We start from the raw sequence: 22,875 nt of genomic DNA, 5'->3' as shown, positions 1-22,875 counted from the left end.
CAGATTCCCCGGATTCGTCTTTTCCAGGGGCCTGACGTAGACTGATGCGTCGGCTCTCGTGTACCCGTGTGTCTGCACCGGGGAGTGAGAGTCGATCAAGGTAGCCGATTCGAAAGGCGAAGCGTGGCCAAGAAGCAAGGTGCCATCGAGATCGAGGGCACCGTGATCGAGTCCCTCCCGAACGCCATGTTCAAGGTGGAGCTCCAGAACGGTCACAAGGTCCTCGCGCACATCTCCGGCAAGATGCGGATGCACTACATCCGTATCCTCCCGGACGACCGGGTCGTCGTGGAGCTCTCTCCGTACGACCTGACGCGTGGCCGGATCGTCTACCGCTACAAGTAGATCTTGCCCGCACCCGCCTTCCCGCGGGTGGTGGCACTGACCCGGAGAACCTCACATCCCATGAAGGTCAAGCCGAGCGTCAAGAAGATCTGCGACAAGTGCAAGGTGATCCGCCGTCACGGCCGGGTCATGGTCATCTGCGACAACCTGCGCCACAAGCAGCGCCAGGGCTGACGCACGCCGACCGACCTGCAACTTCGCAGTTCTTCGCGCGACGCATAGCAACACGTACATACGCAGAGCCCGTCCGACCGCCCTCGCGCGGTTGACGGCACCTCCGGCGGGGGCCGGGGACCCGACCTGTACCTCATACGGCAGCCGGGAACGGTTCTGCAGCAGACCCCCGAGAACACAGGAGCCATTGAATGGCACGCGTTTCCGGTGTTGACATCCCGCGCGAGAAGCGCGTGGTGGTCGCACTCACCTACGTCTTCGGCATCGGGCGCACCCGGTCCGAGGAGATCCTCGCCGCGACCGGCGTGGACCCGTCCACCCGTGTCCGCGACCTTGCCGAGGAAGACCTCGTCAAGATCCGCGAGTACGTGGACGCCAACCTCCAGACCGAGGGTGACCTCCGCCGCGAGATCGCCGCCGACATCCGCCGCAAGGTCGAGATCGGTTGCTACCAGGGTCTGCGCCACCGTCGTGGCCTGCCCGTCCGCGGCCAGCGCACCAGCACGAACGCCCGTACCCGCAAGGGCCCGCGTCGCGCCATCGCCGGCAAGAAGAAGCCGGGCAAGAAGTAGTCCTCAGCGGACGCTTGACCAAGCGGTCTTCGCTGTAGGACCGACCACCTCCCGTAGGAGTAAGAGATGCCCCCCAAGGGTCGTCAGGGCGCTGCCAAGAAGGTGCGCCGCAAGGAAAAGAAGAACGTCGCTCACGGCCACGCGCACATCAAGAGCACGTTCAACAACACGATCGTCTCGATCACGGACCCCGCGGGCAACGTGATCTCCTGGGCCTCCGCCGGCCACGTCGGCTTCAAGGGCTCGCGCAAGTCCACCCCCTTCGCCGCGCAGATGGCCGCCGAGTCGGCCGCCCGCCGCGCGCAGGAGCACGGCATGCGCAAGGTCGACGTCTTCGTCAAGGGTCCCGGCTCCGGCCGTGAGACCGCGATCCGCTCCCTCCAGGCCACCGGCCTCGAGGTCGGCTCGATCCAGGACGTCACCCCCACGCCGCACAACGGCTGCCGTCCCCCCAAGCGCCGCCGCGTCTGACGCGTCGCCTGCTTGACCTGGGCTTTTCGGGCGGTGTGCCTCTTTCGAGGCGCGCCGCCCGTACCCTTGCAGTACACCGAGGACGTCAAATAGTGGGCGTCCACGACTGAAGGAACACACATGCTTATCGCTCAGCGTCCGTCGCTGACCGAAGAGGTCGTCGACGAGTTCCGCTCCCGGTTCGTGATCGAGCCGCTGGAGCCGGGCTTCGGTTACACCCTCGGCAACAGCCTCCGCCGTACCCTCCTCTCCTCGATCCCGGGTGCCGCCGTCACGAGCATCCGCGTCGACGGCGTCCTGCACGAGTTCACCACCGTGCCGGGCGTCAAGGAGGACGTCACCGACCTCATCCTCAACATCAAGCAGCTGGTCGTCTCCTCGGAGCACGACGAGCCCGTCGTGATGTACCTGCGCAAGCAGGGCCCGGGTCTGGTCACCGCCGCCGACATCGCGCCCCCGGCCGGCGTCGAGGTGCACAACCCCGACCTCGTCCTGGCGACCCTGAACGCCAAGGGCAAGCTGGAGATGGAGCTGACCGTCGAGCGCGGTCGCGGCTACGTCTCCGCCGTCCAGAACAAGCAGGTGGGCCAGGAGATCGGCCGCATCCCGGTCGACTCCATCTACAGCCCCGTGCTGAAGGTCACCTACAAGGTCGAGGCGACCCGAGTCGAGCAGCGCACCGACTTCGACAAGCTCATCGTCGACGTCGAGACCAAGCAGGCCATGCGCCCGCGCGACGCCATGGCGTCCGCCGGCAAGACCCTGGTCGAGCTGTTCGGTCTCGCCCGCGAGCTGAACATCGACGCCGAGGGCATCGACATGGGCCCGTCCCCGACGGACGCCGCCCTGGCCGCCGACCTGGCGCTGCCGATCGAGGAGCTGGAGCTCACCGTTCGGTCGTACAACTGCCTCAAGCGCGAGGGCATCCACTCCGTGGGTGAGCTCGTCGCCCGCTCCGAGGCCGACCTGCTCGACATCCGCAACTTCGGTGCGAAGTCGATCGACGAGGTCAAGGCGAAGCTGGCCGGCATGGGCCTGGCGCTCAAGGACAGCCCGCCCGGATTCGACCCGACCGCCGCGGCCGACGCCTTCGGCGCCGACGACGACGCGGACGCGGGCTTCGTCGAGACCGAGCAGTACTGAGAACTCGGGCCTCACGGTCCGTACCCGGGCGCGGGAGCGCTGTGCCTGACCGCGCAGTTCCCCGCGCCCCTTCCCGGAGCGCAAGCCCCGGTCTCCGACAGGTAACCGCCTGCTCGGATACTGACACCGGTACCTCACACGGCCGGTGCAGATCACAAGGAGAAACACCATGCCGCGTCCCGCGAAGGGTGCCCGCCTCGGCGGTTCCGCCGCTCACGAGAAGCTGCTGCTCGCCAACCTGGCGAAGTCGCTGTTCGAGCACGGCCGCATCACGACGACCGAGGCCAAGGCCCGTCGTCTGCGTCCCGTCGCCGAGCGCCTGATCACCAAGGCGAAGAAGGGCGACATCCACAACCGTCGCCTGGTGCTGCAGACGATCACCGACAAGGGCATCGTCCACACCCTCTTCACCGAGATCGCCCCGCGCTACTCGGAGCGTCCGGGTGGCTACACCCGCATCACCAAGATCGGCAACCGTCGTGGCGACAACGCCCCGATGGCCGTGATCGAGCTGGTCGAGGGCGAGATCGCCAAGAAGGCGACCGTCGCCGAGGCCGAGGCCGCCACCAAGCGCGCCGTCAAGGAGGCCGACGAGGCCCCCGCCGCCGAGGCGACCGAGGACGAGGCGAAGGACGCGTAAGCGTTCTTCCGACGTTTCTCACGGAACGGGCCCGTACCCCCTGGGGTGCGGGCCCGTTCCCGTGCGTCTGAGAGGATTTCCGCGTGAGCGACGACGTGCAGCCCGGGTTCGTACGGGTACGGCTGGACCTTTCCTACGACGGCCGGGACTTCTCCGGCTGGGCCAAGCAGGCCCGCGGGCAGCGGACCGTGCAGGGCGAGATCGAGGACGCCCTGAAGACCGTGACGCGGTCCCCGGAGACGTTCGAGCTGACCGTCGCCGGCCGGACCGACGCCGGCGTGCACGCGCGCGGGCAGGTCGCCCACGTGGACCTGCCCGGGGAGCTGTGGGAGGAGCACCGCGAGAAGCTGCTGCGGCGGCTCGCCGGACGCCTCCCGCACGACGTGCGGGTGTGGAGCCTCACCGAGGCCCCCGCGGGCTTCAACGCCCGTTTCTCGGCGGTCTGGCGGCGGTACGCGTACCGGGTCACCGACCACCCCGGCGGTGTCGACCCGCTGCTGCGCGGACACGTGCTGTGGCACGACTGGACCCTCGACGTGGACGCCATGAACGAGGCCGCCGCCGCGCTGGTCGGCGAGCACGACTTCGCCGCGTACTGCAAGAAGCGGGAGGGCGCGACCACCATCCGCACTCTCCAGGAGCTGCGCTGGGAGCGGCGGCCCGACGGGATCATGGAGGCCACGGTCAAGGCCGACGCCTTCTGCCACAACATGGTCCGCTCGCTGGTCGGCGCCCTCCTCTTCGTCGGTGACGGGCACCGCCCGGTCGACTGGCCGGGGAAGGTGCTGGCCGCCGGGGTCCGGGACTCCGCCGTGCACGTCGTGCGCCCGCACGGCCTCACCCTCGAAGAGGTCGGCTACCCGGCCGACGACCAGCTGGCCGCCCGCAGCCGCGAGGCCCGCAACAAGCGCACCCTGCCGGGCGCGGCCGGCTGCTGCTGAGCCCCGCCCCGGCTCACTGCGGCGGGGCCGAGGCGGCGGCCTTCGCCTGGCTCTTGCCGCGGGCGTAGATCTGGTTGAAGGCGAAGGTGCCGAGGTCGTCGCTGGCCCGGAAGACCGGGGTGTCCTTCTGGGTGACCTTGGTGCCGTTCGTGAAGCCGGCCTGGGTGAAGTAGGCGTAGCGGCCGACCGAGTTGGAGCGGCGCAGGCAGACCGTCGCGTGGCAGAAGTTCCCCACGCCCGCGCCCGCGAGGGGCGCGACGCCGCCGCTGGCCTGCTTCTTCGCGGCCAGGGCGGCCTTCTCCGAGGGGAAGACGGCGACGCCGACGGTGACCGCCACGCCGTCCCTGACGTAGGTGGCGCGCACCAGCTTCTGGCAGCCGTTCTTCTGGAGCACCGACCCGAGCCCGCCCTGGGTGACCGAGGCGCAGTTCGTGGTGGAGGAGGTCGCGCCCTTCTTGTACGGGCGGCCGTACATGGTGAGCTTCCTGCCCGGGAAGAGGCCCTCGGCGGTCAGCGGCGCCTTGTCCTTCTTCGGATCGGTGATGTAGTCCTTCGGGTCCGGCGGGGGCGGCGGGGCCACGGAGGAGAAGGTCGGCGCCGGGGTGGGCGAGGACGTGGTGGTGACGGCGCCGGTCGGGGTCGGGCCGCCGGTCTTCGCCTCGTCGTTCTTCTTGTTCGTCGCCACGACGGCGGTCGCGACGAGCGCGCCCACGAGGACCGTGGCGACGATCCCGCCCACGACGAGCAGCCTGCGCCTGCGGCGGTCGCCCGCGGCGGAGGCGTCCGCGAGGGCGCCCCAGTCAGGGGTGCCGTCGCCGCCCCGGGGCTGCGGCCACTGCTGCTGCCCGTGGCCCGGATGCTGCTGCCCGTACGCCCCCGGACCCGGCTGCTGCCCGTACGGCCCCGGCTGCGGCGGATATCCGTACCCCTGCTGCCCCTGCTGCTGCGGCTCCTGCGGCCACTGCGGTCCCCCAAAGCTCATGCCGCGCATCCTAAACCGCTTGGGAGAAGGGGACGCGGGCGGTGACAATGCATCCCATGGGACACGTCGAGGCCGCGCATCTGGAGTACTACCTTCCCGACGGGAGGGTCCTCCTCGGGGACGCCTCCTTCCGGGTGGGAGAGGGCGCCGTCGTCGCGCTCGTCGGGGCCAACGGCGCCGGCAAGACCACCCTCCTGCGGATCATCGCGGGAGACCTCCAGCCGCACGGCGGCTCCGTCACCGTCAGCGGCGGGCTCGGCGTGATGCCGCAGTTCATCGGCTCCGTACGGGACGAGTCGACCGTCCGCGACCTGCTGGTCTCCGTGGCGCACCCGCGGATCCGGGACGCCGCGAAGGCCGTCGACGAGGCCGAGCACCTGATCATGACCGTCGACGACGAGGCCGCGCAGATGAAGTACGCGCAGGCCCTCGCCGACTGGGCGGAGGTGCAGGGCTACGAGGCGGAGACGCTGTGGGACATCTGCACCACGGCCGCGCTCGGCATGCCGTACGACAAGGCGCAGTTCCGCCAGGTGCGGACGCTCTCCGGCGGCGAGCAGAAGCGGCTCGTCCTGGAGTCGCTGCTGCGCGGCACCGACGAGGTGCTGCTCCTCGACGAGCCGGACAACTACCTGGACGTGCCCGGCAAGCGGTGGCTGGAGGAGCGGCTGCGGGAGACCCGCAAGACCGTGCTCTTCATCTCCCACGACCGGGAGCTGCTCTCCCGGTCCGCGCAGAAGATCATCGCGGTGGAGCCCGGCGCGGCCGGCTCCGACGTGTGGGTGCACGGCAGCGGCTTCGACACCTTCCACGAGGCGCGGCGGGAGCGGTTCGCCCGCTTCGAGGAGCTGAAGCGGCGCTGGGAGGAGAAGCACGCGCAGCTGAAGAAGCTCGTCGTCAACCTGCGCCAGGCGGCCGCGGTCAGCCACGAGATGGCGTCCCGGTACGCCGCCGCGCAGACCCGGCTGCGGAAGTTCGAGGAGGCCGGCCCGCCGCCGGAGCCGCCGCGCGAGCAGGACATCCGGATGCGGCTGCGCGGCGGCCGCACCGGTGTGCGTGCCGTGACCTGCGAGAACCTCGAACTGACCGGCCTGATGAAGCCCTTCTCCCTGGAGATCTTCTACGGGGAGCGGGTCGGCGTCCTCGGCTCGAACGGCTCCGGCAAGTCGCACTTCCTGCGCCTCCTCGCGGGTGACCCGTCGGTGGCGCACACGGGCACGTGGAAGCTGGGTGCGCGGGTCGTCCCCGGGCACTTCGCCCAGACCCACGCCCACCCCGAGCTCACCGGGCGCCCGCTCGTCGACATCCTGTGGACCGAGCACGCCAAGGACCGGGGCGGGGCGATGTCGATGCTGCGCCGCTACGAGCTGGAGCGGCAGGGCGACCAGCCCTTCGACAAGCTCTCCGGCGGCCAGCAGGCCCGCTTCCAGATCCTCCTCATGGAGCTGGCCGGCACCACGGCCCTGCTCCTGGACGAGCCCACCGACAACCTGGACCTGGAGTCCGCCGAGGCCCTCCAGGACGGCCTGGAGGCCTACGAGGGCACGGTCCTCGCCGTCACCCACGACCGCTGGTTCGCCAAGAGCTTCGACCGCTACCTGGTCTTCGGCTCGGACGGCGTCGTCCGCGAGTCGACGGAGCCGGTGTGGGACGAGCGGCGGGTCGAGCGGGCGCGCTGACCCCGGGCTGCCGGCGGGGCGGACGGGTCCGGCAGGGCTCGTCCGTCACGGGAGCAGGACCAGACGGCCCCTGAGGCCGCCTTCGGACAGGCGGTGGTGGGCCTTCGCGGCGTCCGCCAGGGGGAGGGCGTCCGCGACGCGGGGGGTGAGGACGCCCGTCTCGGCGAGCCGCGCCAGGCGGGTCAGGCCGGCCGGGTCCGCGCGGACCCAGACCTGGGCGACGCGGATGCCGCGCAGGGGGTACGGGGCTCCGCCCGCGACGAGCGCGGCGAAGGCGCCGCCCGTGCGGACCGCGTCCAGGGCCGCCGCGCCCAGGACGGCGGCGTCGAGCGCGCCCGCCACGCCGCCGGGGACCAGGGAGCGGACCGCCCCGCCGAGCCGGCCGGGGCCCGCGGGGACGACGTGGGCGGCGCCCAGCTCCCGTACCAGCGGCTCGTCGGCGGCGCGGGCCGTCGCCACCACCCGCAGGCCGCGCGCGGCGGCGAGCTGCACCGCGTACCCGCCGACCGCGCCCGCCGCGCCCGTGACCAGCAGCGTCTCCCCGCCGGGGAGGGCCAGCGCGTCCAGGGCCTGGAGGGCGGTGAGCCCGGCCAGCGGGAGGGTCGCGGCGGCGGCCGGGGCGAGCCCGGCGGGGGCCGGCACCACCGCGTGGGCGTCCAGGACGACCTGCTCGGCGTGGGTGCCGAGGGGCACGTCGAGCCGGTCGTTCATGCCGATGACCCGGTCGCCGGGACGGACCGAGGTGACGCCGGGCCCGGTCTCCTCGACCACCCCGGCGACGTCCCAGCCCAGCCCGGTGCGGGCCCCGCCGGCCATCACCCCGGCCGCGGCGAGCGCGCCGGAGCGGGTGGCGAGGTCCACCGGGTGGACGGTGGCGGCCTCGACCCGGACGCGGACCTGCCCGGGTCCGGCGGCGGGGACGGGGACCTCGGCGATCCGCAGGACCTCGGGGCCGCCGAAGGAGTCGAAGACGAGCGCGCGCATGGGCGGGCCTTCCGTGAGGGGCGTACGGGACGGTTCTCCCACGACGCTAGGGAGGACTACTCTCCGTCGGGAAGTAGGTACCCACGAGTGCGTACCGCACCGGAAGGAGCGTGCCCCGTGCCCACCCGCACCGCCGCCGAGCGCCGCGAGGAGGCCCGCCGCGCCTACGACGCGTACCTCGCCGAGTGCCCCGCGCGCCGGCTCCTCGACCGCATCTCCGACAAGTGGGTCACCCTCGTCCTGAACGCCCTCGCGGACGGCCCCCGCCGCTACGGCGAACTGAGCCGCAAGGTCGCCGGCGTCAGCCAGAAGATGCTCACCCGGACCCTCCGTTCCCTGGAGCGGGACGGTCTGGTCTCCCGCGCGGTGACCCCGTCGGTCCCGGTCCGCGTCGACTACGCGCTGACGCCGCTGGGGGAGTCCCTGCTGCCGGTGGTGGCGGCGGTGAAGGCGTGGGCGGACGATCACATGGGGGAGGTGGCGGCGGCACGGGAGGCGTACGACGGGCAGGCAGGGAGCCGGGAGGCGTTTTGACCCGCCGAGGGGCGCGCGGGTACGCTTCTGCTTTGTTATGCGTATTGGCTTCGTCGTTCTCACGCGAAGGGCCGCTACGCAGGTTCCCTGGAGCAGTTACCAGTGGCTCGCATACGGGCAGGTCCCGGCAGTGCAGGCCCCAGCTGCATGATCGCTTCAGGTGTGTCTGGACTCCATCCACTGAAGAAGCGAAGGCTACGAAGTGCGTACGTACAGCCCCAAGCCCGGCGATGTCACTCGCCAGTGGCACATCATCGACGCGCAGGACATCGTCCTGGGCCGTCTGGCGACCACGGCCGCGAACCTCCTCCGAGGCAAGCACAAGCCGGTCTACGCCCCCCACATGGACATGGGCGACTTCGTCATCATCATCAACGCCGACAAGGTCCACCTGTCCGGCAACAAGAAGTCCCAGAAGCTGGCCTACCGTCACTCCGGCTTCCCGGGTGGTCTGCGCTCCGTCCGTTACGACGAGCTGCTGGACAAGAACCCCGAGAAGGCCGTCGAGAAGGCCATCAAGGGCATGATCCCCAAGAACACCCTGGGCCGTCAGATGCTCTCGAAGCTGAAGGTCTACGCGGGCGAGAACCACCCGCACGCTGCCCAGCAGCCGGTCCCGTTCGAGATCACCCAGGTCGCGCAGTAGTTCCGGCCACACCCCCTAAGAACGAAAGAAATCTGAGGAGCATCGTGGCCGAGACCACCCCCGAGACCCCCGTCGACGAGTTCGAGGGCGTCGAGGAGTACACCACCGAGACCGAGATCGTCGAGGGTGACTACACCTCCGAGTCCCTCGCGTCCCGCTTCGGCGACCCGCAGCCGGCCGCCGGCCTGGGCCGTCGCAAGAACGCCATCGCCCGCGTCCGGATCGTCCCGGGCACCGGCAAGTGGAAGATCAACGGGCGTACGCTCGAGGACTACTTCCCGAACAAGGTCCACCAGCAGGAAGTCAACGAGCCCTTCAAGGTGCTCGAGCTCGACAACCGCTACGACGTCATCGCCCGCATCGCGGGTGGCGGTGTCTCCGGCCAGGCCGGCGCCCTCCGCCTCGGCGTGGCCCGTGCCCTGAACGAGGCCGACGTCGAGAACAACCGCCCGGCGCTGAAGAAGGCCGGCTTCCTCTCCCGTGACGACCGCGCGGTCGAGCGGAAGAAGGCCGGTCTCAAGAAGGCCCGCAAGGCTCCGCAGTACAGCAAGCGTTAATCGCCTGCCGCACTGCTTGTACGTACGCCCCGGCGCACTGCGCGTGCCGTCGGGGCGTACGTTTTTTCTTAACCTTTTTCACCCGGCCCCTTTCACCGGGCTTCTTTCATCCTTGGGCACGCATTTTCGGAGGACAGCTGTGGGACGACTCTTCGGCACCGACGGCGTACGCGGCGTTGCCAACGCGGACCTGACGGCGGAGCTCGCGCTCGGCCTGTCGGTCGCGGCGGCGCACGTGCTCGCCGAGGCGGGGACCTTCGAGGGCCATCGGCCGACCGCCGTGGTCGGGCGGGACCCGCGGGCGTCGGGAGAGTTCCTGGAGGCGGCCGTCGTCGCCGGCCTCGCCAGCGCAGGCGTCGACGTCCTGCGGGTCGGCGTGCTGCCCACCCCGGCCGTCGCCCACCTCACCGGCGTCCTCGGCGCCGACCTCGGCGTGATGCTCTCCGCCAGCCACAACGCCATGCCCGACAACGGCATCAAGTTCTTCGCCCGCGGCGGCCACAAGCTGGCCGACGACCTGGAGGACAAGATCGAGGGCGTCTACGAGGAGCACCGCACCGGCGCTCCCTGGGACCGCCCGACCGGCGCCGGCGTCGGCCGCGTCCGCGACTACACCGAGGGCTTCGAGACGTACGTCTCCCACCTCCTCGGCGTGCTCCCCAACCGCCTCGACGGCCTGAAGATCGTCCTCGACGAGGCCCACGGCGCCGCCGCCCGCGTCTCCCCGGAGGCGTTCACCCGCGCCGGCGCCCAGGTCGTCACCATCGGCGCCGCTCCCGACGGCCTCAACATCAACGACGGCTGCGGCTCCACCCACCTGGAGCTCCTGAAGGCCGCCGTCGTCGAGCACGGCGCCGACCTCGGCATCGCCCACGACGGCGACGCCGACCGCTGCCTCGCCGTCGACCACACCGGCGCGGAGGTGGACGGCGACCAGATCCTCGCCGTGCTCTCCCTCGCCATGCGCGAGGCCGGCACCCTGCGCGGCGACACCGTCGTCGCCACCGTCATGTCGAACCTGGGCTTCAAGCTCGCCATGGAGCGCGAGGGCCTCACCCTCGTCCAGACGGCGGTCGGCGACCGCTACGTCCTGGAGTCCATGAAGGAGCACGGCTACGCCCTCGGCGGCGAGCAGTCCGGGCACGTCATCGTGCTCGACCACGCCACCACCGGCGACGGCACCCTCACCGGCCTCATGCTGGCCGCCCGGGTCGCCGCCACCGGCAAGTCCCTCGCGGAGCTGGCCGCCGTCATGGAGCGGCTGCCGCAGATCCTCATCAACGTGAAGGACGTCGACAAGTCCCGCGTGACCACCTCCGCCGAGCTGGCCGCCGCCGTCGTCGACGCCGAGCGCGAGCTGGGCACCACCGGCCGCGTGCTGCTCCGCTCCTCCGGCACCGAGCCGCTGGTCCGCGTCATGGTCGAGGCCGCCGACATCGAGCAGGCCCGCTCGGTCGCGCAGCGCCTCGCCGACGTGGTGAAGTCCGCGCTGGGCTAGAGCCCTTCGAGCGGTACGGGAAGGGCCCCGCGCACTCCGGTGCGGCGGGGCCCTTCCCGTACCGGGGCCCGGGTCAGCCCCTGCGCAGCCGGCGCTTCAGCTTCCCGCGCTGGGTCCGCCACAGCCACTTCTGGACGAGGAGCGTCAGGGTGCCGGACAGGATGATGCCGAGGAGGTTCAGCAGGAGCTGCTGGACCGAGCCGAGGGTCTGGCCGACCTCGCCGTAGCCGAGGGCCACCGCGGCGTTGGCCGCCGCCGGGACCGTCGTCACCGAGATCGCCACGCCCACCAGGGCGCCCGCCTTCGAGGAGGTCAGCGACAGGGTGCCGGCCGCGCCGGCGAGGACCGCCACCACGAAGGAGAAGGGGTCCGGCTGCCAGATGAAGGAGGTCTGGGGGCGTTCCCCGTCCAGCATCTCCACGCTGAACAGCCCCATCCGGTCCATGAGCAGGCTGAACAGGGTGGTGGCCAGGATCGCCGCCAGGAAGCCGACGAGCAGCGCGAGCAGCGAGCGGACCGCGAGCCGCGGCGCCCGCTTCACGATCGCCGTGCACACCCCGGCGAGCGGGCCGAACTCGGGGCCGACCGCCATCGCGCCCACGATCAGGATCGCGTTGTCGAGGACCACGCCGCAGGCCGCGATCATCGTCGCCAGGAGCATGAAGGCGAGGTAGGTGAAGGAGAGCGTCGACTCCTCGTGCGTGGCGGTCGCCAGCTGCTCCCAGAGCACCGCGTCGGCGCCCTCGCCGGGAGCGTCCTCCTCGGCGGCGTCGGCCCGCTCCGACATCGACAGGTCGATGTTCTCGACGGCGATCGAGCCGTCCTGATCGAGTTTCAGGGCCCGCAGCCCGTGGAGGAGTTCGTCCCCGGCCTCGCGGGCGACGTCGCACATCACGACGTCGCCGGCCGGGTCCAGGGCCGCGCCGGGCAGCACCACCACGTGGGTGGTGCCGACCGTCGAGCCGATGAGGCCGGTCACCGCCTCCGTGCGGTCCGGGGGCACGATCATCCGAAGATGCAGCATGCCCCGAGCTTACGGAGGCGGGCGCCGGATTCAGAGCTTGCGGAGGCTCAGGCGCTGCACCTTGTGGTCGGGGCCCTTGCGGACGACGAGGGTGGCCCGGCCGCGGGTCGGCGCCACGTTCTCCAGCAGGTTGACCTTGTTGACGGTCCGCCACATCGTGCGGGCGTAGTCCAGGGCCTCCTCCTCGGAGACCTGCGTCCAGCGCCGGAAGTACGAGGACGGGTCCTGGAAGGCGGTCTCGCGCAGCTTCCGGAAGCGGTTGAGGTACCAGCCCTCGATGTCCTCGGGGCGGGCGTCGACGTACACCGAGAAGTCGAAGTAGTCGGCGAGGCCCACCCGGGTCCTGCCGTCCTTGCCGGGCAGTGCCGGCTGGAGGACGTTCAGCCCCTCGACGATGAGGATGTCGGGGCGGCGCACGACGAGCTGCTCGCCGGGCACCCGGTCGTAGATGAGGTGCGAGTAGACCGGGGCGGTGACCTCCTCCTTGCCCGCCTTGACGTCGGCGACGAAGCGGGTGAGGGCCCGCCGGTCGTACGACTCGGGGAAGCCCTTCCGGGACATCAGGCCGCGCGCCTTCAGCTCCTCCATCGGGTAGAGGAAGCCGTCGGTGGTGATCCGCTCGACGCGCGGGTGCTCGGGCCAGCGGGCGAGGAGCGCCTGGAGGAGGCGGGCCACGGTCGACTTGCCGACCGCGACGGAGCCGGCGACCCCTATGACGAAGGGGGTGCCGCGCTGCTCGCCGCTCTCGCCGAGGAAGGTGTTGAGGGCGCCGCGCAGACCGCTGGTGGCCTGCACGTACAGGTTGAGCAGCCGGGAGAGCGGCAGGTAGATGTCCCGGACCTCTTCGAGGTCGATGACGTCTCCGAGGCCCTGGAGGCGCTCGACCTCGTCGGCGGTGAGCGGGAGCGGGGTCTTGTCGCGCAGGGCGCTCCACTCCGCGCGGGTGAGGTCGACGTACGGGGTCGGCTCGGAGGACCTGCGGGAGGCCCCTCCGTTCCCGGCTCCGTTGCCGTGGGCGCTTCGTGGCGGCGAGGTGATCACAGGGACATTGTCCCGGGTCGCCGGGTGCCGTGGGTCGTGGGGTGGGTCACGTGCCGCACGGTTGACGGCGTCTGCCCGACTCCCGTGCGGGGTCCGGGACGGGGGCGGTGTCCGGCCGTAGGCTGCCGTCATGTGCGGAATCGTGGGGTACGTCGGCGGGCAGTCGGCGCTTGATGTGGTGGTCGCGGGGCTGAAGCGGCTGGAGTACCGCGGGTACGACTCGGCCGGGGTCGCCGTGCTCGCGGACGGCGGGCTCGCCGCCGCGAAGAGGGCGGGCAAGCTCGTCAACCTGGAGAAGGAACTCGTCGACCGGCCGCTGCCCGGCGGCTCCGTCGGCATCGGGCACACCCGGTGGGCCACCCACGGCGGTCCCACCGACGCCAACGCCCATCCGCACCTCGACAACGCCGGGCGTGTCGCGGTGGTGCACAACGGGATCATCGAGAACTTCGCCGCCCTCCGCGAGGAGCTGGCCGAGCGCGGCCACGACCTGCTGTCGGAGACCGACACCGAGGTCGTCGCCCATCTGCTGGCGGAGGAGTTCTCCTCCGCGGGCGACCTCGCGGAGGCGATGCGGCTGGTGTGCCGGCGGCTCGACGGGGCGTTCACCCTGGTCGCCGTGCACGCCGACCAGCCGGACGTGGTCGTCGGCGCCCGCCGGAACTCGCCGCTCGTCGTCGGCGTCGGCGAGGGCGAGAACTTCCTCGCCTCCGACGTCTCCGCCTTCATCGCCCACACCCGGTCCGCGATCGAGCTGGGCCAGGACCAGGTGGTCGAGCTGAGCCGGGACGGCGTCGCCGTGACCGACTTCGAGGGCGCGCCCGCCGACGTCCGGGCCTTCCACGTCGACTGGGACGCCTCCGCCGCCGAGAAGGGCGGTTACGACCACTTCATGCTGAAGGAGATCGCCGAGCAGCCGAAGGCGGTCGCCGACACGCTCCTCGGCCGGATCGACGGCTCGGGGCGGCTCACCCTGGACGAGGTGCGGATCCCGGACGCGGTGCTCCGCGAGGCCGACAAGGTCGTCATCGTGGCCTGCGGCACCGCCTTCCACGCCGGGATGATCGCCAAGTACGCCATCGAGCACTGGACCCGGATCCCGTGCGAGGTCGAGCTGGCCAGCGAGTTCCGCTACCGGGACCCGATCCTGGGGCAGCGGACGCTGGTGATCGCGATCTCGCAGTCCGGCGAGACCATGGACACCCTGATGGCGCTGCGGCACGCCCGCGAGCAGGGCGCCAAGGTCCTCGCGGTCTGCAACACCAACGGGTCGACGATCCCGCGCGAGTCCGACGCCGTGCTGTACACGCACGCCGGTCCGGAGGTCGCGGTGGCCTCCACGAAGGCGTTCCTCACCCAGCTCGTCGCCTGCTACCTCCTCGCCCTCTACCTGGGGCAGGTGCGGGGCACCAAGTGGGGCGACGAGATCCGCGCGGTGGTCCGCGAGCTGGCCCGGATCGGGGAGGAGGTGGAGCGGGTCCTGGAGACGATGGAGCCGGTCAGGGCGCTGGCCCGGTCCCTCGCGCACAAGGACACGATCCTCTTCCTGGGGCGTCACGTCGGCTACCCGGTCGCCCTCGAAGGCGCCCTCAAGCTGAAGGAGCTCGCCTACATGCACGCCGAGGGCTTCGCGGCGGGCGAGCTGAAGCACGGGCCGATCGCGCTGATCGAGGAGGACCTGCCGGTCGTCGTCGTGGTGCCCTCGCCCAAGGGGCGCTCGGTCCTCCACGACAAGATCGTCTCCAACATCCAGGAGATCCGGGCCCGCGGCGCCCGCACGATCGTGATCGCGGAGGAGGGCGACGAGGCCGTCGTGCCCTTCGCCGACCACCTGGTCCGCGTCCCGGCCACGCCCACGCTGCTCCAGCCGCTGGTGGCGACGGTGCCGCTCCAGGTCTTCGCCTGCGAGCTGGCCACCGCGCGGGGCAACGAGGTGGACCAGCCGCGCAACCTGGCCAAGTCCGTGACGGTGGAGTGAGGAAGCAGATGATCATCGGGGTGGGGATCGACGTGGCGGAGATCGACCGGTTCGCCGCGTCGCTGGAGCGGACGCCCGCGCTCCTGGAGCGGCTCTTCGTGCGGGAGGAGCTGTTGCTGCCGAGCGGGGAGCGCCGGGGCGCGGCCTCCCTGGCGGCGCGCTTCGCCGCCAAGGAGGCCCTGGCGAAGGCGCTGGGCGCGCCGGGGAACCTGCACTGGACGGACGCCGAGGTGTACGCGGAGTCCACCGGGCAGCCCCGGCTGCGGGTGCGCGGCACGGTGGCGGCGCGCGCGGCCGAGCTGGGCGTGAGGAGCTGGCACCTGTCGCTGAGCCACGACGCGGGGGTGGCCTCGGCGGTGGTGATCGCGGAGGGGTGAGGGCCGGGGAACGGGGACGCCGTGCGGGTACGGGGCCCGGCCGTGGGCACGTCGTAGGGGTACGGGGTCCGGCGCGCGGGAACGGCGTCCGGCGTCCGGGGACGTCGTACGGGGACGAGGACGGGGCCCGGCCGCGGGGAGGCGGTACCGGGCCCCGTCCTCGTGACCGCGCGGCCGCCAGGGCCGGCGTGAGACGTGTGCCGCGCGAGTTTCTTAGGTAAGCCTATCCTAAGTTTATTGATGGGGGAAGGGTGAGCCGCGCACGCGTCCGCTCCTCCTCCGTTCCTCCGGGCGGGCCACCCCTTCCTGGGGCAGACTGCTCCCCATGCGTACCGCTCACTCCGTGGAGACCGTCCGGGCCGCCGAGGCCGCGCTGATGGCCCGGCTGCCCGAAGGCGCGCTGATGCTGCGGGCCGCCGCCGGGCTCGCCGCCGTCTGCTGCTCGCTGCTCGGCAAGGGGCGGGTGTACGGCTCCCGGGTCGTCCTCCTCGTCGGCAGCGGCGACAACGGCGGCGACGCCCTCCACGCCGGGGCCCGGCTCGCCCGGCGCGGCGCCGGGGTCACCGCCGTGCTGCTCGGCGCCCGCGCCCACGGCGCCGGGCTCGCCGCCCTCCGGGCGGCCGGCGGACACGTCACCGAGGACCCGTACGAGGCGCTGGCCGCCGCCGACCTCGTCCTCGACGGGATCACCGGCATCGGCGGACGCGGCGGACTGCGCCCCGAGGCCGTCCCCGTCGCCCGCGCCGCGCGCGGCTCCGACGCGGTCGTGGTCGCCGTCGACCTGCCCAGCGGCGTCGACGCCGACACCGGCGAAGTCACCGGCGAGGCACTGCGCGCCGACGTCACCGTCACCTTCGGCACGTACAAGCCCGGCCTGCTCGTCGACCCCGCCAGGGAGTACGCGGGCGCCCTGCGGCTCGTCGACATCGGCATCGGCCCGCAGCTGCCCCCGGTGCCCGGACTCGAAGCCCTCCAGCACCAGGACGTGGCCCGGCTGCTGCCCGCGCCGGGCGCGGAGAGCGACAAGTACCGGCGGGGGGTCCTCGGCATCGTCGCCGGCTCCGAGCGCTACCCCGGCGCCGCCGTCCTCGCCGTCGCGGGCGCCCTGCGCGGAGGCGCCGGAGCCGTCCGGTACACGGGCCCCGCCCGCGAGGCGGTCATCGCGGCCCACCCGGAGACCCTGGTGCACCCCGGACCCCCGGAGAAGGCCGGCCGCGTCCAGGCGTGGGCGGTCGGCCCCGGCCTCGGCGACGGCCCCGGCGCACGGGTCGCGGTCACCGAGGTCCTCGCCGCCGACGTGCCCGTCCTCGTCGACGCCGACGGCCTGCGCCACGTCACCCCGGAGGCCGTGCGCGGCCGGTCCGCGCCCACCCTGCTCACCCCGCACGCCGGCGAGGCGGCGGCCCTCCTCGGCACCGCCCGGGAGGACGTGGAGGCCCGGCGGCTCGCCGCCGTCCGCGAACTCGCCGGCCGCTACGGCGCCACCGTCCTCCTCAAGGGCTCCACCACCCTCGTCTGCGGCCCCGGGGGCACCGGCCCGGTGCGGGTCAACCCGACCGGCACCCCCTGGCTCGCCACCGCGGGCTCCGGCGACGTCCTCTCCGGACTGGCCGGCTCCCTCCTCGCCGCCGGGCTCGCCCCCCTCGACGCCGCCTCCTGCGCCGCGTACCTGCACGGCCTCGCCGCCCGCCGGGCCGCCGCGGGCAGCGGGCCGATCACCGCCACCGAGGTCGCCGACGCGCTGCGCGCCGCCTGGCAGGACGTCCGCGAGCCCTGAACCCCCCACGCCCCCGGTCGGCGCAACGCCGTTGCTCCGGGCGGGGGCCAGCGCGCGCCGGGCCCCGCGGGGGCGGGTTCGGATGGACCGGTGACCAGATGGAGAGACCGCATCCTGCCGCCCCTGCTCGCCGCGGCCTTCCTGGCGGCGGGCGCCGCCCCCGCCCCCGCCGAGGAGCCCGCGCCCGACGTCCTCGTCCCCGGCATCGCCGGCGCCGGGCACCCCGAGTACCCCATGGACACCCCCGACCAGGTGCTGCCCCCGACGCAGCCCGACGGGGAGGTGCCCGTCCCCGAACCGGAGGAGGAGGTCGACGAACTCGTCGAGTACCTCCCGCGCAACGCCGCCAAGGCCGCCTGCACCGCCCAGAAGGGCCTCTACCAGCGGCAGGTCGAGCGGCTCCTGAAGCTCGCGGTCGACGGGAAGCAGTCCGCCTCCGACTGCAAGGCCATCCGCGCCTTCCAGGTCCGGCAGAAGATCAAGCCCGCCAACGGCTACGCCGGACCCGTCACCTGGGGCCGCCTCGAACTCCTCGCCGCGCGGAAGAACCCCGACGCCGCGGGGAAGTGCCCCGTCCGCTCCCACCCGGTCGCCTGCGTCGACCTGAACCGCGAGCTGATGTGGGTGCAGAAGGGCCGGAAGCTCACGTACCCCGTGGTCAACATCCGCAGCGGCCGCGCCGGCTACCGCACCCGCACCGGCTGGCACACCGTCTACTGGCGCCACAAGGACCACTGGTCCACCATCTACGACACGCCCATGCCGTTCTCCCAGTTCTTCGACGGCGGCCAGGCCTTCCACGCCGTCTACGGGGCCATCGCCACCCCCACCGGCAGCCGCGGCTGCGTGAACCTCACCTACAAGAACGCCGAGAAGCTCTGGTCCGTCCTCCGCAAGGGTGACCGGGTCTACATCTGGGGCAAGCGGCCGGGGCTGTGACCACCTGAGAGACTGGGCGCGATGACTGAGACACCGCCGCCGCCCCGCCGAGCCCGCGCCGAGATCGACCTCGGAGCGCTGCGCGCCAACGTCCGCGCGCTGCGCGCCCGGGTCGCCCCCCACGTCCGCATCATGGCCGTGGTCAAGGCCGACGCGTACGGCCACGGCGCCGAGCGCTGCGCCCGCGCCGCCCTCGACGCGGGCGCCGACTGGCTCGGCACCGCCACCCCGCACGAGGCGCTGGCCCTGCGCGCCGCCGGGATCACCGACGTCCCCGTCATGTGCTGGCTGTGGACCCCCGGCGACCCGTGGGACGCCGGCATCGAGGCCGGGCTCGACATGGCGGTGAGCGGCCGCTGGGCCCTCGACGAGGTCACCGCCGCCGCCCGCCGCACCGGAGGCACGGCCCGCATCCAGCTCAAGGCCGACACCGGCCTCGGCCGCAACGGCTGCCAGCCCGCCGACTGGCCGGCCCTGGTCGCCGCCGCCCTGGAGGCCGAGAAGGAGGGCCTGGTCAAGGTCACCGGCCTCTGGTCCCACTTCGCCTGCGCGGACGAACCGGGACACCCCTCGATCGCCGCCCAGCTCGACGTCTTCCGCGCGATGCTCGACCACGCCGAGAAGGCCGGGATCGAGCCCGAGGTCCGGCACATCGCCAACTCGCCGGCCACCCTCACCCTGCCCGAGAGCCACTTCGACCTGGTCCGCCCGGGCATCGCGATGTACGGCGTCTCGCCCGCCCCCGAACTCGGCACCTCGGCCGAACTGGGCCTGCGCCCCGTCATGTCGCTGAAGGCGAGCGTCGCCCTGGTCAAGGAGGTCCCGCCCGGCCACGGCGTCTCCTACGGCCACCACTACGTCACCCGCGGCGAGACCACCCTCGGCTTGATCCCGGTGGGCTACGCCGACGGCGTCCCCCGGCACGCCTCCGGCCGCGGCCCGGTCCTCGTCGACGGCAAGGTCCGCACGGTCGCCGGCCGGGTCGCCATGGACCAGTTCGTGGTCGACCTCGGCGGCGACCGGCCCGAGCCCGGCACCGAGGCCGTCCTCTTCGGCTCGGGCGAGCGCGGCGAGCCCACGGCCGAGGACTGGGCGGTGGCCGCCGACACCATCGCGTACGAGATCGTCACCCGGATCGGCGCGCGCGTGCCGCGCGTGTACGTGGGGGAGTAGCCGGCCGTGGGGGAGACGGGCGGGGGCGGGGCCCTGAGGCGCGCGGGGATCGCGGGCGCCGCGATAGGCGTGCTCGCCGCGGGCGCCGCGGCGGGCGTGGCGCTCGAACGGCTCACGGTGGGCCGCTCGGTCCGCCAGAAGGCCCGGCTCGCCCTGGACTCCACCGGCCCGTACGGCACCCTGCGCGGCACCCCGGGCCGCGCGCTCGCCGACGACGGCACGGTCCTCGCGTACGAGACCGACGAGGTGCCCGGCTCGCCGGTCACCGTCGTCTTCTCCCACGGCTTCTGCCTGAGCCAGGACTCCTGGCACTACCAGCGGGCCGCCCTGCGCGGCCGGGTCAGGACGGTCTTCTGGGACCAGCGAGGCCACGGCCGGTCCGAGCGGGGCCCGGAGGAGCCGGTCACCATCGACCGCCTCGGCCGCGACCTGAAGGCCGTCGTCGACGCCGCCGCGCCCGAGGGGCCGCTCGTCCTCGTCGGGCACTCCATGGGCGGGATGACGGTCATGGCGCTCGCCGGGCGGTACCCGGAGCTCGTCCGGGACCGGGTCGCCGCCGTCGCCTTCGTCGGCACCTCCGCGGGCCGCCTGGAGGAGGTCTCGTACGGGCTGCCGCCCGCCGGCGTCCAGGCCGTCCGCAGGGTCCTGCCCGGCGTGCTGCGGGCCCTCGGCTCCCAGGCCGCGCTGGTCGAGAGGGGCCGCCGTGCCACCGCCGACCTCTTCGCCGGGCTGGTGAAGAAGTACTCCTTCGCGTCGCCGGACGTGGACCCGGCCGTCGTCCGCTTCGCCGAGCGGATGATCGAGTCCGTCCCGGTCGACGTGGTCGCCGCCTTCTACCCGGCCTTCGCCGCCCACGACGGGCTGCCCGCCCTCGGCGCCCTCCGCGGCCTGCCCACGCTGGCCCTCGCCGGCGACCTGGACCTCGTCACCCCCGCCTCGCACACCGAGGCCATCGCCGCCGAACTGCCCGGCGCCGAACTGCTCCTCGTGCCCGGCACCGGCCACCTGGTGATGCTCGAACGCCCCGACGCCGTCACCGGGGCCCTCACCGCCCTGCTGGCCAGGGCCGGGGAGGGTCCGGACAACGGATAGGTTGGCGGGCATGGAAGCAGCGCACCCGCCCGTCTCCGGCGCCACCCTCTCCGTCGACTCCCCCGAACAGATGCAGGAGCTCGGCCGCCGGCTCGCGAAGATCCTCCGCCCCGGCGACCTCGTCATGCTCACCGGCGAGCTCGGCGCCGGGAAGACCACGCTGACCCGCGGCCTCGGCGAGGGCCTGGGCGTGCGCGGCGCGGTCACCTCGCCGACCTTCGTCATCGCCCGCGTCCACCCCTCCCTCACCGGCGGCCCGGCCCTGGTGCACGTCGACGCCTACCGGCTCGGCGGCGGCCTCGACGAGATGGAGGACCTCGACCTCGACGTCTCGCTGCCCGAGTCCGTGGTGGTCGTGGAGTGGGGCGACGGCAAGGTCGAGGAACTGACCGACGACCGGCTCCACCTGCTCATCCACCGCGTCACCGGCGACACGGACGACGACCGCCGCACCGTCGTGCTGCGCGGCGTCGGGGACCGCTGGGCCGGGGAGGACCTGGAACTGCTGTGAACCCCCGTACGTTCCGACAGCATGTCGGGAAAATGTTGCGCCGCCGCTCCGCCGCGTGGTGACATGGAGGCACGAGCTGGTTAGGTGTACCTAACCCACGGGAGGCATGGATGGCGACGCAGATGCCGGAGCGTGACGGCGACCGCACCGAGGAGCACGTCTCGATGAGCGAGCTGCTGGCCTCCTGCGCCGCGGCCAGTGCCGTCTCCACCCCGCCGCGGCGCGACCTCGCGCCCGCCGGGGAGGAGCCGGAGGAGGACCTCAGGGACGAAGCGGCGTAGCCCGTACGGGGGAAGCGCCGGGGCCTTCCGAAACGGCGGGCCCCGGGCACGGGCAGGCCCGCGCGGCACTCGGGCACGGGCGCGGGCAGGACCGGGCGCGGGGGAATCCCCGGCCCGGACGGGCTCAGGAGACGACGACGATCTTCGCGCCGATCGACGCGAAGGTCCACATCGCGTCGCCGTCCGCCCGCTTCATCCGGATGCCGCCGGTCCGCCGCGCCGGGTCGGGCGACGGCATCGAGCCGTCCACCGCCGCGCTGAAGCCGACCGTCACGTCCTCCACCGTCGCGAAGCGGACCACGTGCTCGATCTGCACGCCGTCGGAGCCGCGCACCGAGTTCGACCGGGACGTCACCGCGTACGCCCCCGGCTCCGGGCTCACCGAGCTCGGCATCACCGTGAAGGTGCGGACGGCCTTGTTCCTCCCGTCCACCAGCCACACCCGGCGGTCCTTCAGCCCGTACACCACGCGCTCGCCCGTGCCCGACGCCGCCGGCACCGCCAGCGGGTCCTTCGCGGGCTTCTTCGCGCCCGTCCCGGTGCCCGCCGACGCCGACGCCGAGGGCGCGGCCGTCCCGGTCGCCGCGGGCCGCTCCGCGAGGTCCGCCGGCACGCTCGCCGACGCCTGGTAGGCGAGGAAGGCGACCGCGGCTACGGCCGCCGCCGTGAGCCCGGCCACGAATCCCGAGCTGCTCCTTGCCACCGTCTCCACCTCTTCGTACGTACGTGCCGTGCCTGACGAGCCATCGCGCCTGACGGTAGCAGCCGGGCTCCCGAACGGCCGCGCGCCGCATCGCCCTCCCGTGGCGCCGTAGGCTGTTCGCGTGCTGTTGCTCGCCATGGATACCGCCACCCCCGCCGTCACCGTCGCCCTCCACGACGGCACGGCCGTCGTCGCCGAGTCGACCCGCGTCGACGCCCGCCGCCACGGGGAGCTCCTGCTCCCCGCCGTCGACCGGGTCCTCAAGGAGGCCGGCACCGCGCTCGACGCGGTGACCGGGATCGTGGTCGGCGTCGGCCCGGGGCCCTACACCGGCCTGCGGGTCGGCCTCGTCACCGCCGCCGCCTTCTCCTCCGCCCTCGGCGGGGTGCCGGTGCACGGCCTGTGCACCCTCGACGGCCTCGCGTACGCCGCCGGGATCGACGGGCCCTTCGCCGTCGCCACCGACGCGCGCCGCAAGGAGGTCTACTGGGCGCGCTACGACGACGCCAGGACCCGGGTGACGGACGCCTCCGTCGACCGGCCCGCCGACGTCGCCGAGCGGCTCGCCGGACTGCCGGTGGTCGGCGCGGGCGCCCTGCTCTACCCGGACTCCTTCCCCGACGCCCGCGGCCCCGAGCACCAGTCGGCCGGGGCGCTCGCCGCGCTCGCCGCCGAGCGGCTGGCGGCCGGCGGGGACGGCTTCCTCGACCCCGCCCCGATGTACCTGCGGCGGCCCGACGCGCAGGTGCCGAAGAACTACAAGGTGGTCACCCCCAAGTGAGCGGCCAGGCCGTGACCGGCGAGGCCGTCCTG

General features: G+C 73.0%; 26 protein-coding genes. 21 read left to right on the top strand and 5 right to left on the bottom strand.

Features of this window, described 5'->3' with window-relative positions:
* Positions 1-123: 123 nt before the first annotated feature.
* From infA to truA, 7 genes are all read left to right on the top strand, one after another.
* Positions 124-345, top strand: a complete 222-nt coding sequence (gene infA, locus IE326_RS08470; protein ID WP_003956442.1) for a translation initiation factor IF-1 — start codon at positions 124-126, stop codon at positions 343-345.
* Positions 346-405: 60 nt separating this feature from the next.
* Positions 406-519 (top strand): 50S ribosomal protein L36, encoded by a 114-nt coding sequence (gene rpmJ, locus IE326_RS08465; RefSeq protein ID WP_003956441.1) that lies wholly within the window; start codon positions 406-408, stop codon positions 517-519.
* Between the two features lie 191 nt (positions 520-710).
* The gene (gene rpsM / locus IE326_RS08460) at positions 711-1,091 is read left to right on the top strand and encodes a 30S ribosomal protein S13 (RefSeq protein WP_030759345.1); all 381 of its coding nucleotides are present in this window, start codon (positions 711-713) and stop codon (positions 1,089-1,091) included.
* Positions 1,092-1,157: 66 nt separating this feature from the next.
* Positions 1,158-1,562 carry a 30S ribosomal protein S11 gene (gene rpsK / locus IE326_RS08455; RefSeq protein WP_006376016.1) on the top strand — a complete coding sequence of 135 codons (405 nt, stop codon included), beginning with the start codon at positions 1,158-1,160 and terminating at the stop codon, positions 1,560-1,562.
* A 120-nt stretch (positions 1,563-1,682) separates the two neighbouring features.
* The gene (locus IE326_RS08450) at positions 1,683-2,705 is read left to right on the top strand and encodes a DNA-directed RNA polymerase subunit alpha (RefSeq protein ID WP_030759338.1); all 1,023 of its coding nucleotides are present in this window, start codon (positions 1,683-1,685) and stop codon (positions 2,703-2,705) included.
* A gap of 169 nt (positions 2,706-2,874) precedes the next feature.
* Positions 2,875-3,345: a 50S ribosomal protein L17 gene (rplQ, locus tag IE326_RS08445; RefSeq protein WP_030759335.1), complete on the top strand. Its 471-nt coding sequence runs from the start codon at positions 2,875-2,877 to the stop codon at positions 3,343-3,345.
* 83 nt (positions 3,346-3,428) lie between these two features.
* Entirely contained in the window at positions 3,429-4,286 is an 858-nt protein-coding gene (gene truA, locus IE326_RS08440; RefSeq protein ID WP_190041197.1) for a tRNA pseudouridine(38-40) synthase TruA, read from the top strand.
* A 13-nt stretch (positions 4,287-4,299) separates the two neighbouring features.
* Here the strand turns inward: truA and IE326_RS08435 are convergent, their stop codons facing one another.
* On the bottom strand, positions 4,300-5,268 hold the full coding sequence (locus tag IE326_RS08435) for a hypothetical protein (RefSeq protein ID WP_190041196.1): 969 nt from the start codon (positions 5,266-5,268) through the stop codon (positions 4,300-4,302).
* A gap of 56 nt (positions 5,269-5,324) precedes the next feature.
* Between IE326_RS08435 and IE326_RS08430 the strand changes: the two genes are divergently transcribed.
* A complete protein-coding gene (locus IE326_RS08430) occupies positions 5,325-6,947 on the top strand; it encodes an ABC-F family ATP-binding cassette domain-containing protein (RefSeq protein WP_190041195.1) in 1,623 nt (540 codons plus the stop codon).
* 45 nt (positions 6,948-6,992) lie between these two features.
* Here IE326_RS08430 and IE326_RS08425 read toward each other — a convergent pair whose 3' ends face one another.
* Positions 6,993-7,931, bottom strand: a complete 939-nt coding sequence (locus tag IE326_RS08425) for an alcohol dehydrogenase catalytic domain-containing protein (protein WP_190041194.1) — start codon at positions 7,929-7,931, stop codon at positions 6,993-6,995.
* Positions 7,932-8,048: 117 nt separating this feature from the next.
* Here IE326_RS08425 and IE326_RS08420 point away from each other — a divergent pair, with 117 nt between their 5' ends.
* The 4 genes from IE326_RS08420 (at position 8,049) to glmM (ending at position 11,166) form a co-directional block, all read left to right on the top strand.
* A complete protein-coding gene (locus tag IE326_RS08420) occupies positions 8,049-8,465 on the top strand; it encodes a winged helix-turn-helix transcriptional regulator (protein ID WP_150230783.1) in 417 nt (138 codons plus the stop codon).
* A gap of 202 nt (positions 8,466-8,667) precedes the next feature.
* Positions 8,668-9,111 (top strand): 50S ribosomal protein L13, encoded by a 444-nt coding sequence (gene rplM, locus IE326_RS08415; RefSeq protein WP_150230785.1) that lies wholly within the window; start codon positions 8,668-8,670, stop codon positions 9,109-9,111.
* A gap of 44 nt (positions 9,112-9,155) precedes the next feature.
* The gene (gene rpsI / locus IE326_RS08410; RefSeq protein ID WP_030750225.1) at positions 9,156-9,668 is read left to right on the top strand and encodes a 30S ribosomal protein S9; all 513 of its coding nucleotides are present in this window, start codon (positions 9,156-9,158) and stop codon (positions 9,666-9,668) included.
* 139 nt (positions 9,669-9,807) lie between these two features.
* Entirely contained in the window at positions 9,808-11,166 is a 1,359-nt protein-coding gene (gene glmM, locus IE326_RS08405; protein ID WP_150230786.1) for a phosphoglucosamine mutase, read from the top strand.
* Positions 11,167-11,239: 73 nt separating this feature from the next.
* On the opposite strand, the gene IE326_RS08400 is transcribed toward glmM, so the two are convergent.
* Together IE326_RS08400 and coaA are read right to left on the bottom strand one after the other, a co-directional pair.
* On the bottom strand, positions 11,240-12,190 hold the full coding sequence (locus IE326_RS08400) for a DUF389 domain-containing protein (protein WP_150230788.1): 951 nt from the start codon (positions 12,188-12,190) through the stop codon (positions 11,240-11,242).
* 30 nt (positions 12,191-12,220) lie between these two features.
* A complete protein-coding gene (gene coaA, locus IE326_RS08395; RefSeq protein ID WP_030750217.1) occupies positions 12,221-13,231 on the bottom strand; it encodes a type I pantothenate kinase in 1,011 nt (336 codons plus the stop codon).
* Between the two features lie 130 nt (positions 13,232-13,361).
* Between coaA and glmS the strand changes: the two genes are divergently transcribed.
* The 8 genes from glmS (at position 13,362) to IE326_RS08355 (ending at position 21,359) form a co-directional block, all read left to right on the top strand.
* Positions 13,362-15,209 (top strand): glutamine--fructose-6-phosphate transaminase (isomerizing), encoded by a 1,848-nt coding sequence (gene glmS, locus IE326_RS08390; protein WP_150230790.1) that lies wholly within the window; start codon positions 13,362-13,364, stop codon positions 15,207-15,209.
* 8 nt (positions 15,210-15,217) lie between these two features.
* Positions 15,218-15,586 carry a holo-ACP synthase gene (locus IE326_RS08385; RefSeq protein ID WP_150230792.1) on the top strand — a complete coding sequence of 123 codons (369 nt, stop codon included), beginning with the start codon at positions 15,218-15,220 and terminating at the stop codon, positions 15,584-15,586.
* A gap of 325 nt (positions 15,587-15,911) precedes the next feature.
* A complete protein-coding gene (locus IE326_RS08380) occupies positions 15,912-17,363 on the top strand; it encodes an NAD(P)H-hydrate dehydratase (RefSeq protein WP_150230793.1) in 1,452 nt (483 codons plus the stop codon).
* A 90-nt stretch (positions 17,364-17,453) separates the two neighbouring features.
* Entirely contained in the window at positions 17,454-18,302 is an 849-nt protein-coding gene (locus tag IE326_RS08375; protein ID WP_308440304.1) for a L,D-transpeptidase family protein, read from the top strand.
* A gap of 21 nt (positions 18,303-18,323) precedes the next feature.
* On the top strand, positions 18,324-19,475 hold the full coding sequence (gene alr / locus IE326_RS08370) for an alanine racemase (protein WP_190041193.1): 1,152 nt from the start codon (positions 18,324-18,326) through the stop codon (positions 19,473-19,475).
* A 6-nt stretch (positions 19,476-19,481) separates the two neighbouring features.
* A complete protein-coding gene (locus tag IE326_RS08365) occupies positions 19,482-20,567 on the top strand; it encodes an alpha/beta fold hydrolase (protein WP_190041192.1) in 1,086 nt (361 codons plus the stop codon).
* Positions 20,568-20,577: 10 nt separating this feature from the next.
* The gene (gene tsaE / locus IE326_RS08360) at positions 20,578-21,078 is read left to right on the top strand and encodes a tRNA (adenosine(37)-N6)-threonylcarbamoyltransferase complex ATPase subunit type 1 TsaE (protein ID WP_150230799.1); all 501 of its coding nucleotides are present in this window, start codon (positions 20,578-20,580) and stop codon (positions 21,076-21,078) included.
* A 110-nt stretch (positions 21,079-21,188) separates the two neighbouring features.
* On the top strand, positions 21,189-21,359 hold the full coding sequence (locus IE326_RS08355) for a hypothetical protein (protein ID WP_170313857.1): 171 nt from the start codon (positions 21,189-21,191) through the stop codon (positions 21,357-21,359).
* 124 nt (positions 21,360-21,483) lie between these two features.
* Here IE326_RS08355 and IE326_RS08350 read toward each other — a convergent pair whose 3' ends face one another.
* Positions 21,484-22,038 (bottom strand): hypothetical protein, encoded by a 555-nt coding sequence (locus IE326_RS08350; RefSeq protein WP_150230801.1) that lies wholly within the window; start codon positions 22,036-22,038, stop codon positions 21,484-21,486.
* 160 nt (positions 22,039-22,198) lie between these two features.
* Between IE326_RS08350 and tsaB the strand changes: the two genes are divergently transcribed.
* Positions 22,199-22,843 carry a tRNA (adenosine(37)-N6)-threonylcarbamoyltransferase complex dimerization subunit type 1 TsaB gene (tsaB, locus tag IE326_RS08345; RefSeq protein WP_150233035.1) on the top strand — a complete coding sequence of 215 codons (645 nt, stop codon included), beginning with the start codon at positions 22,199-22,201 and terminating at the stop codon, positions 22,841-22,843.
* Positions 22,844-22,875: the final 32 nt, after the last annotated feature.

Origin of the sequence: Streptomyces filamentosus, from assembly GCF_014654895.1 — a bacterium.
Taxonomy (GTDB): domain Bacteria; phylum Actinomycetota; class Actinomycetes; order Streptomycetales; family Streptomycetaceae; genus Streptomyces; species Streptomyces filamentosus.
This window is presented reverse-complemented; position numbering and strand designations above follow the sequence as displayed.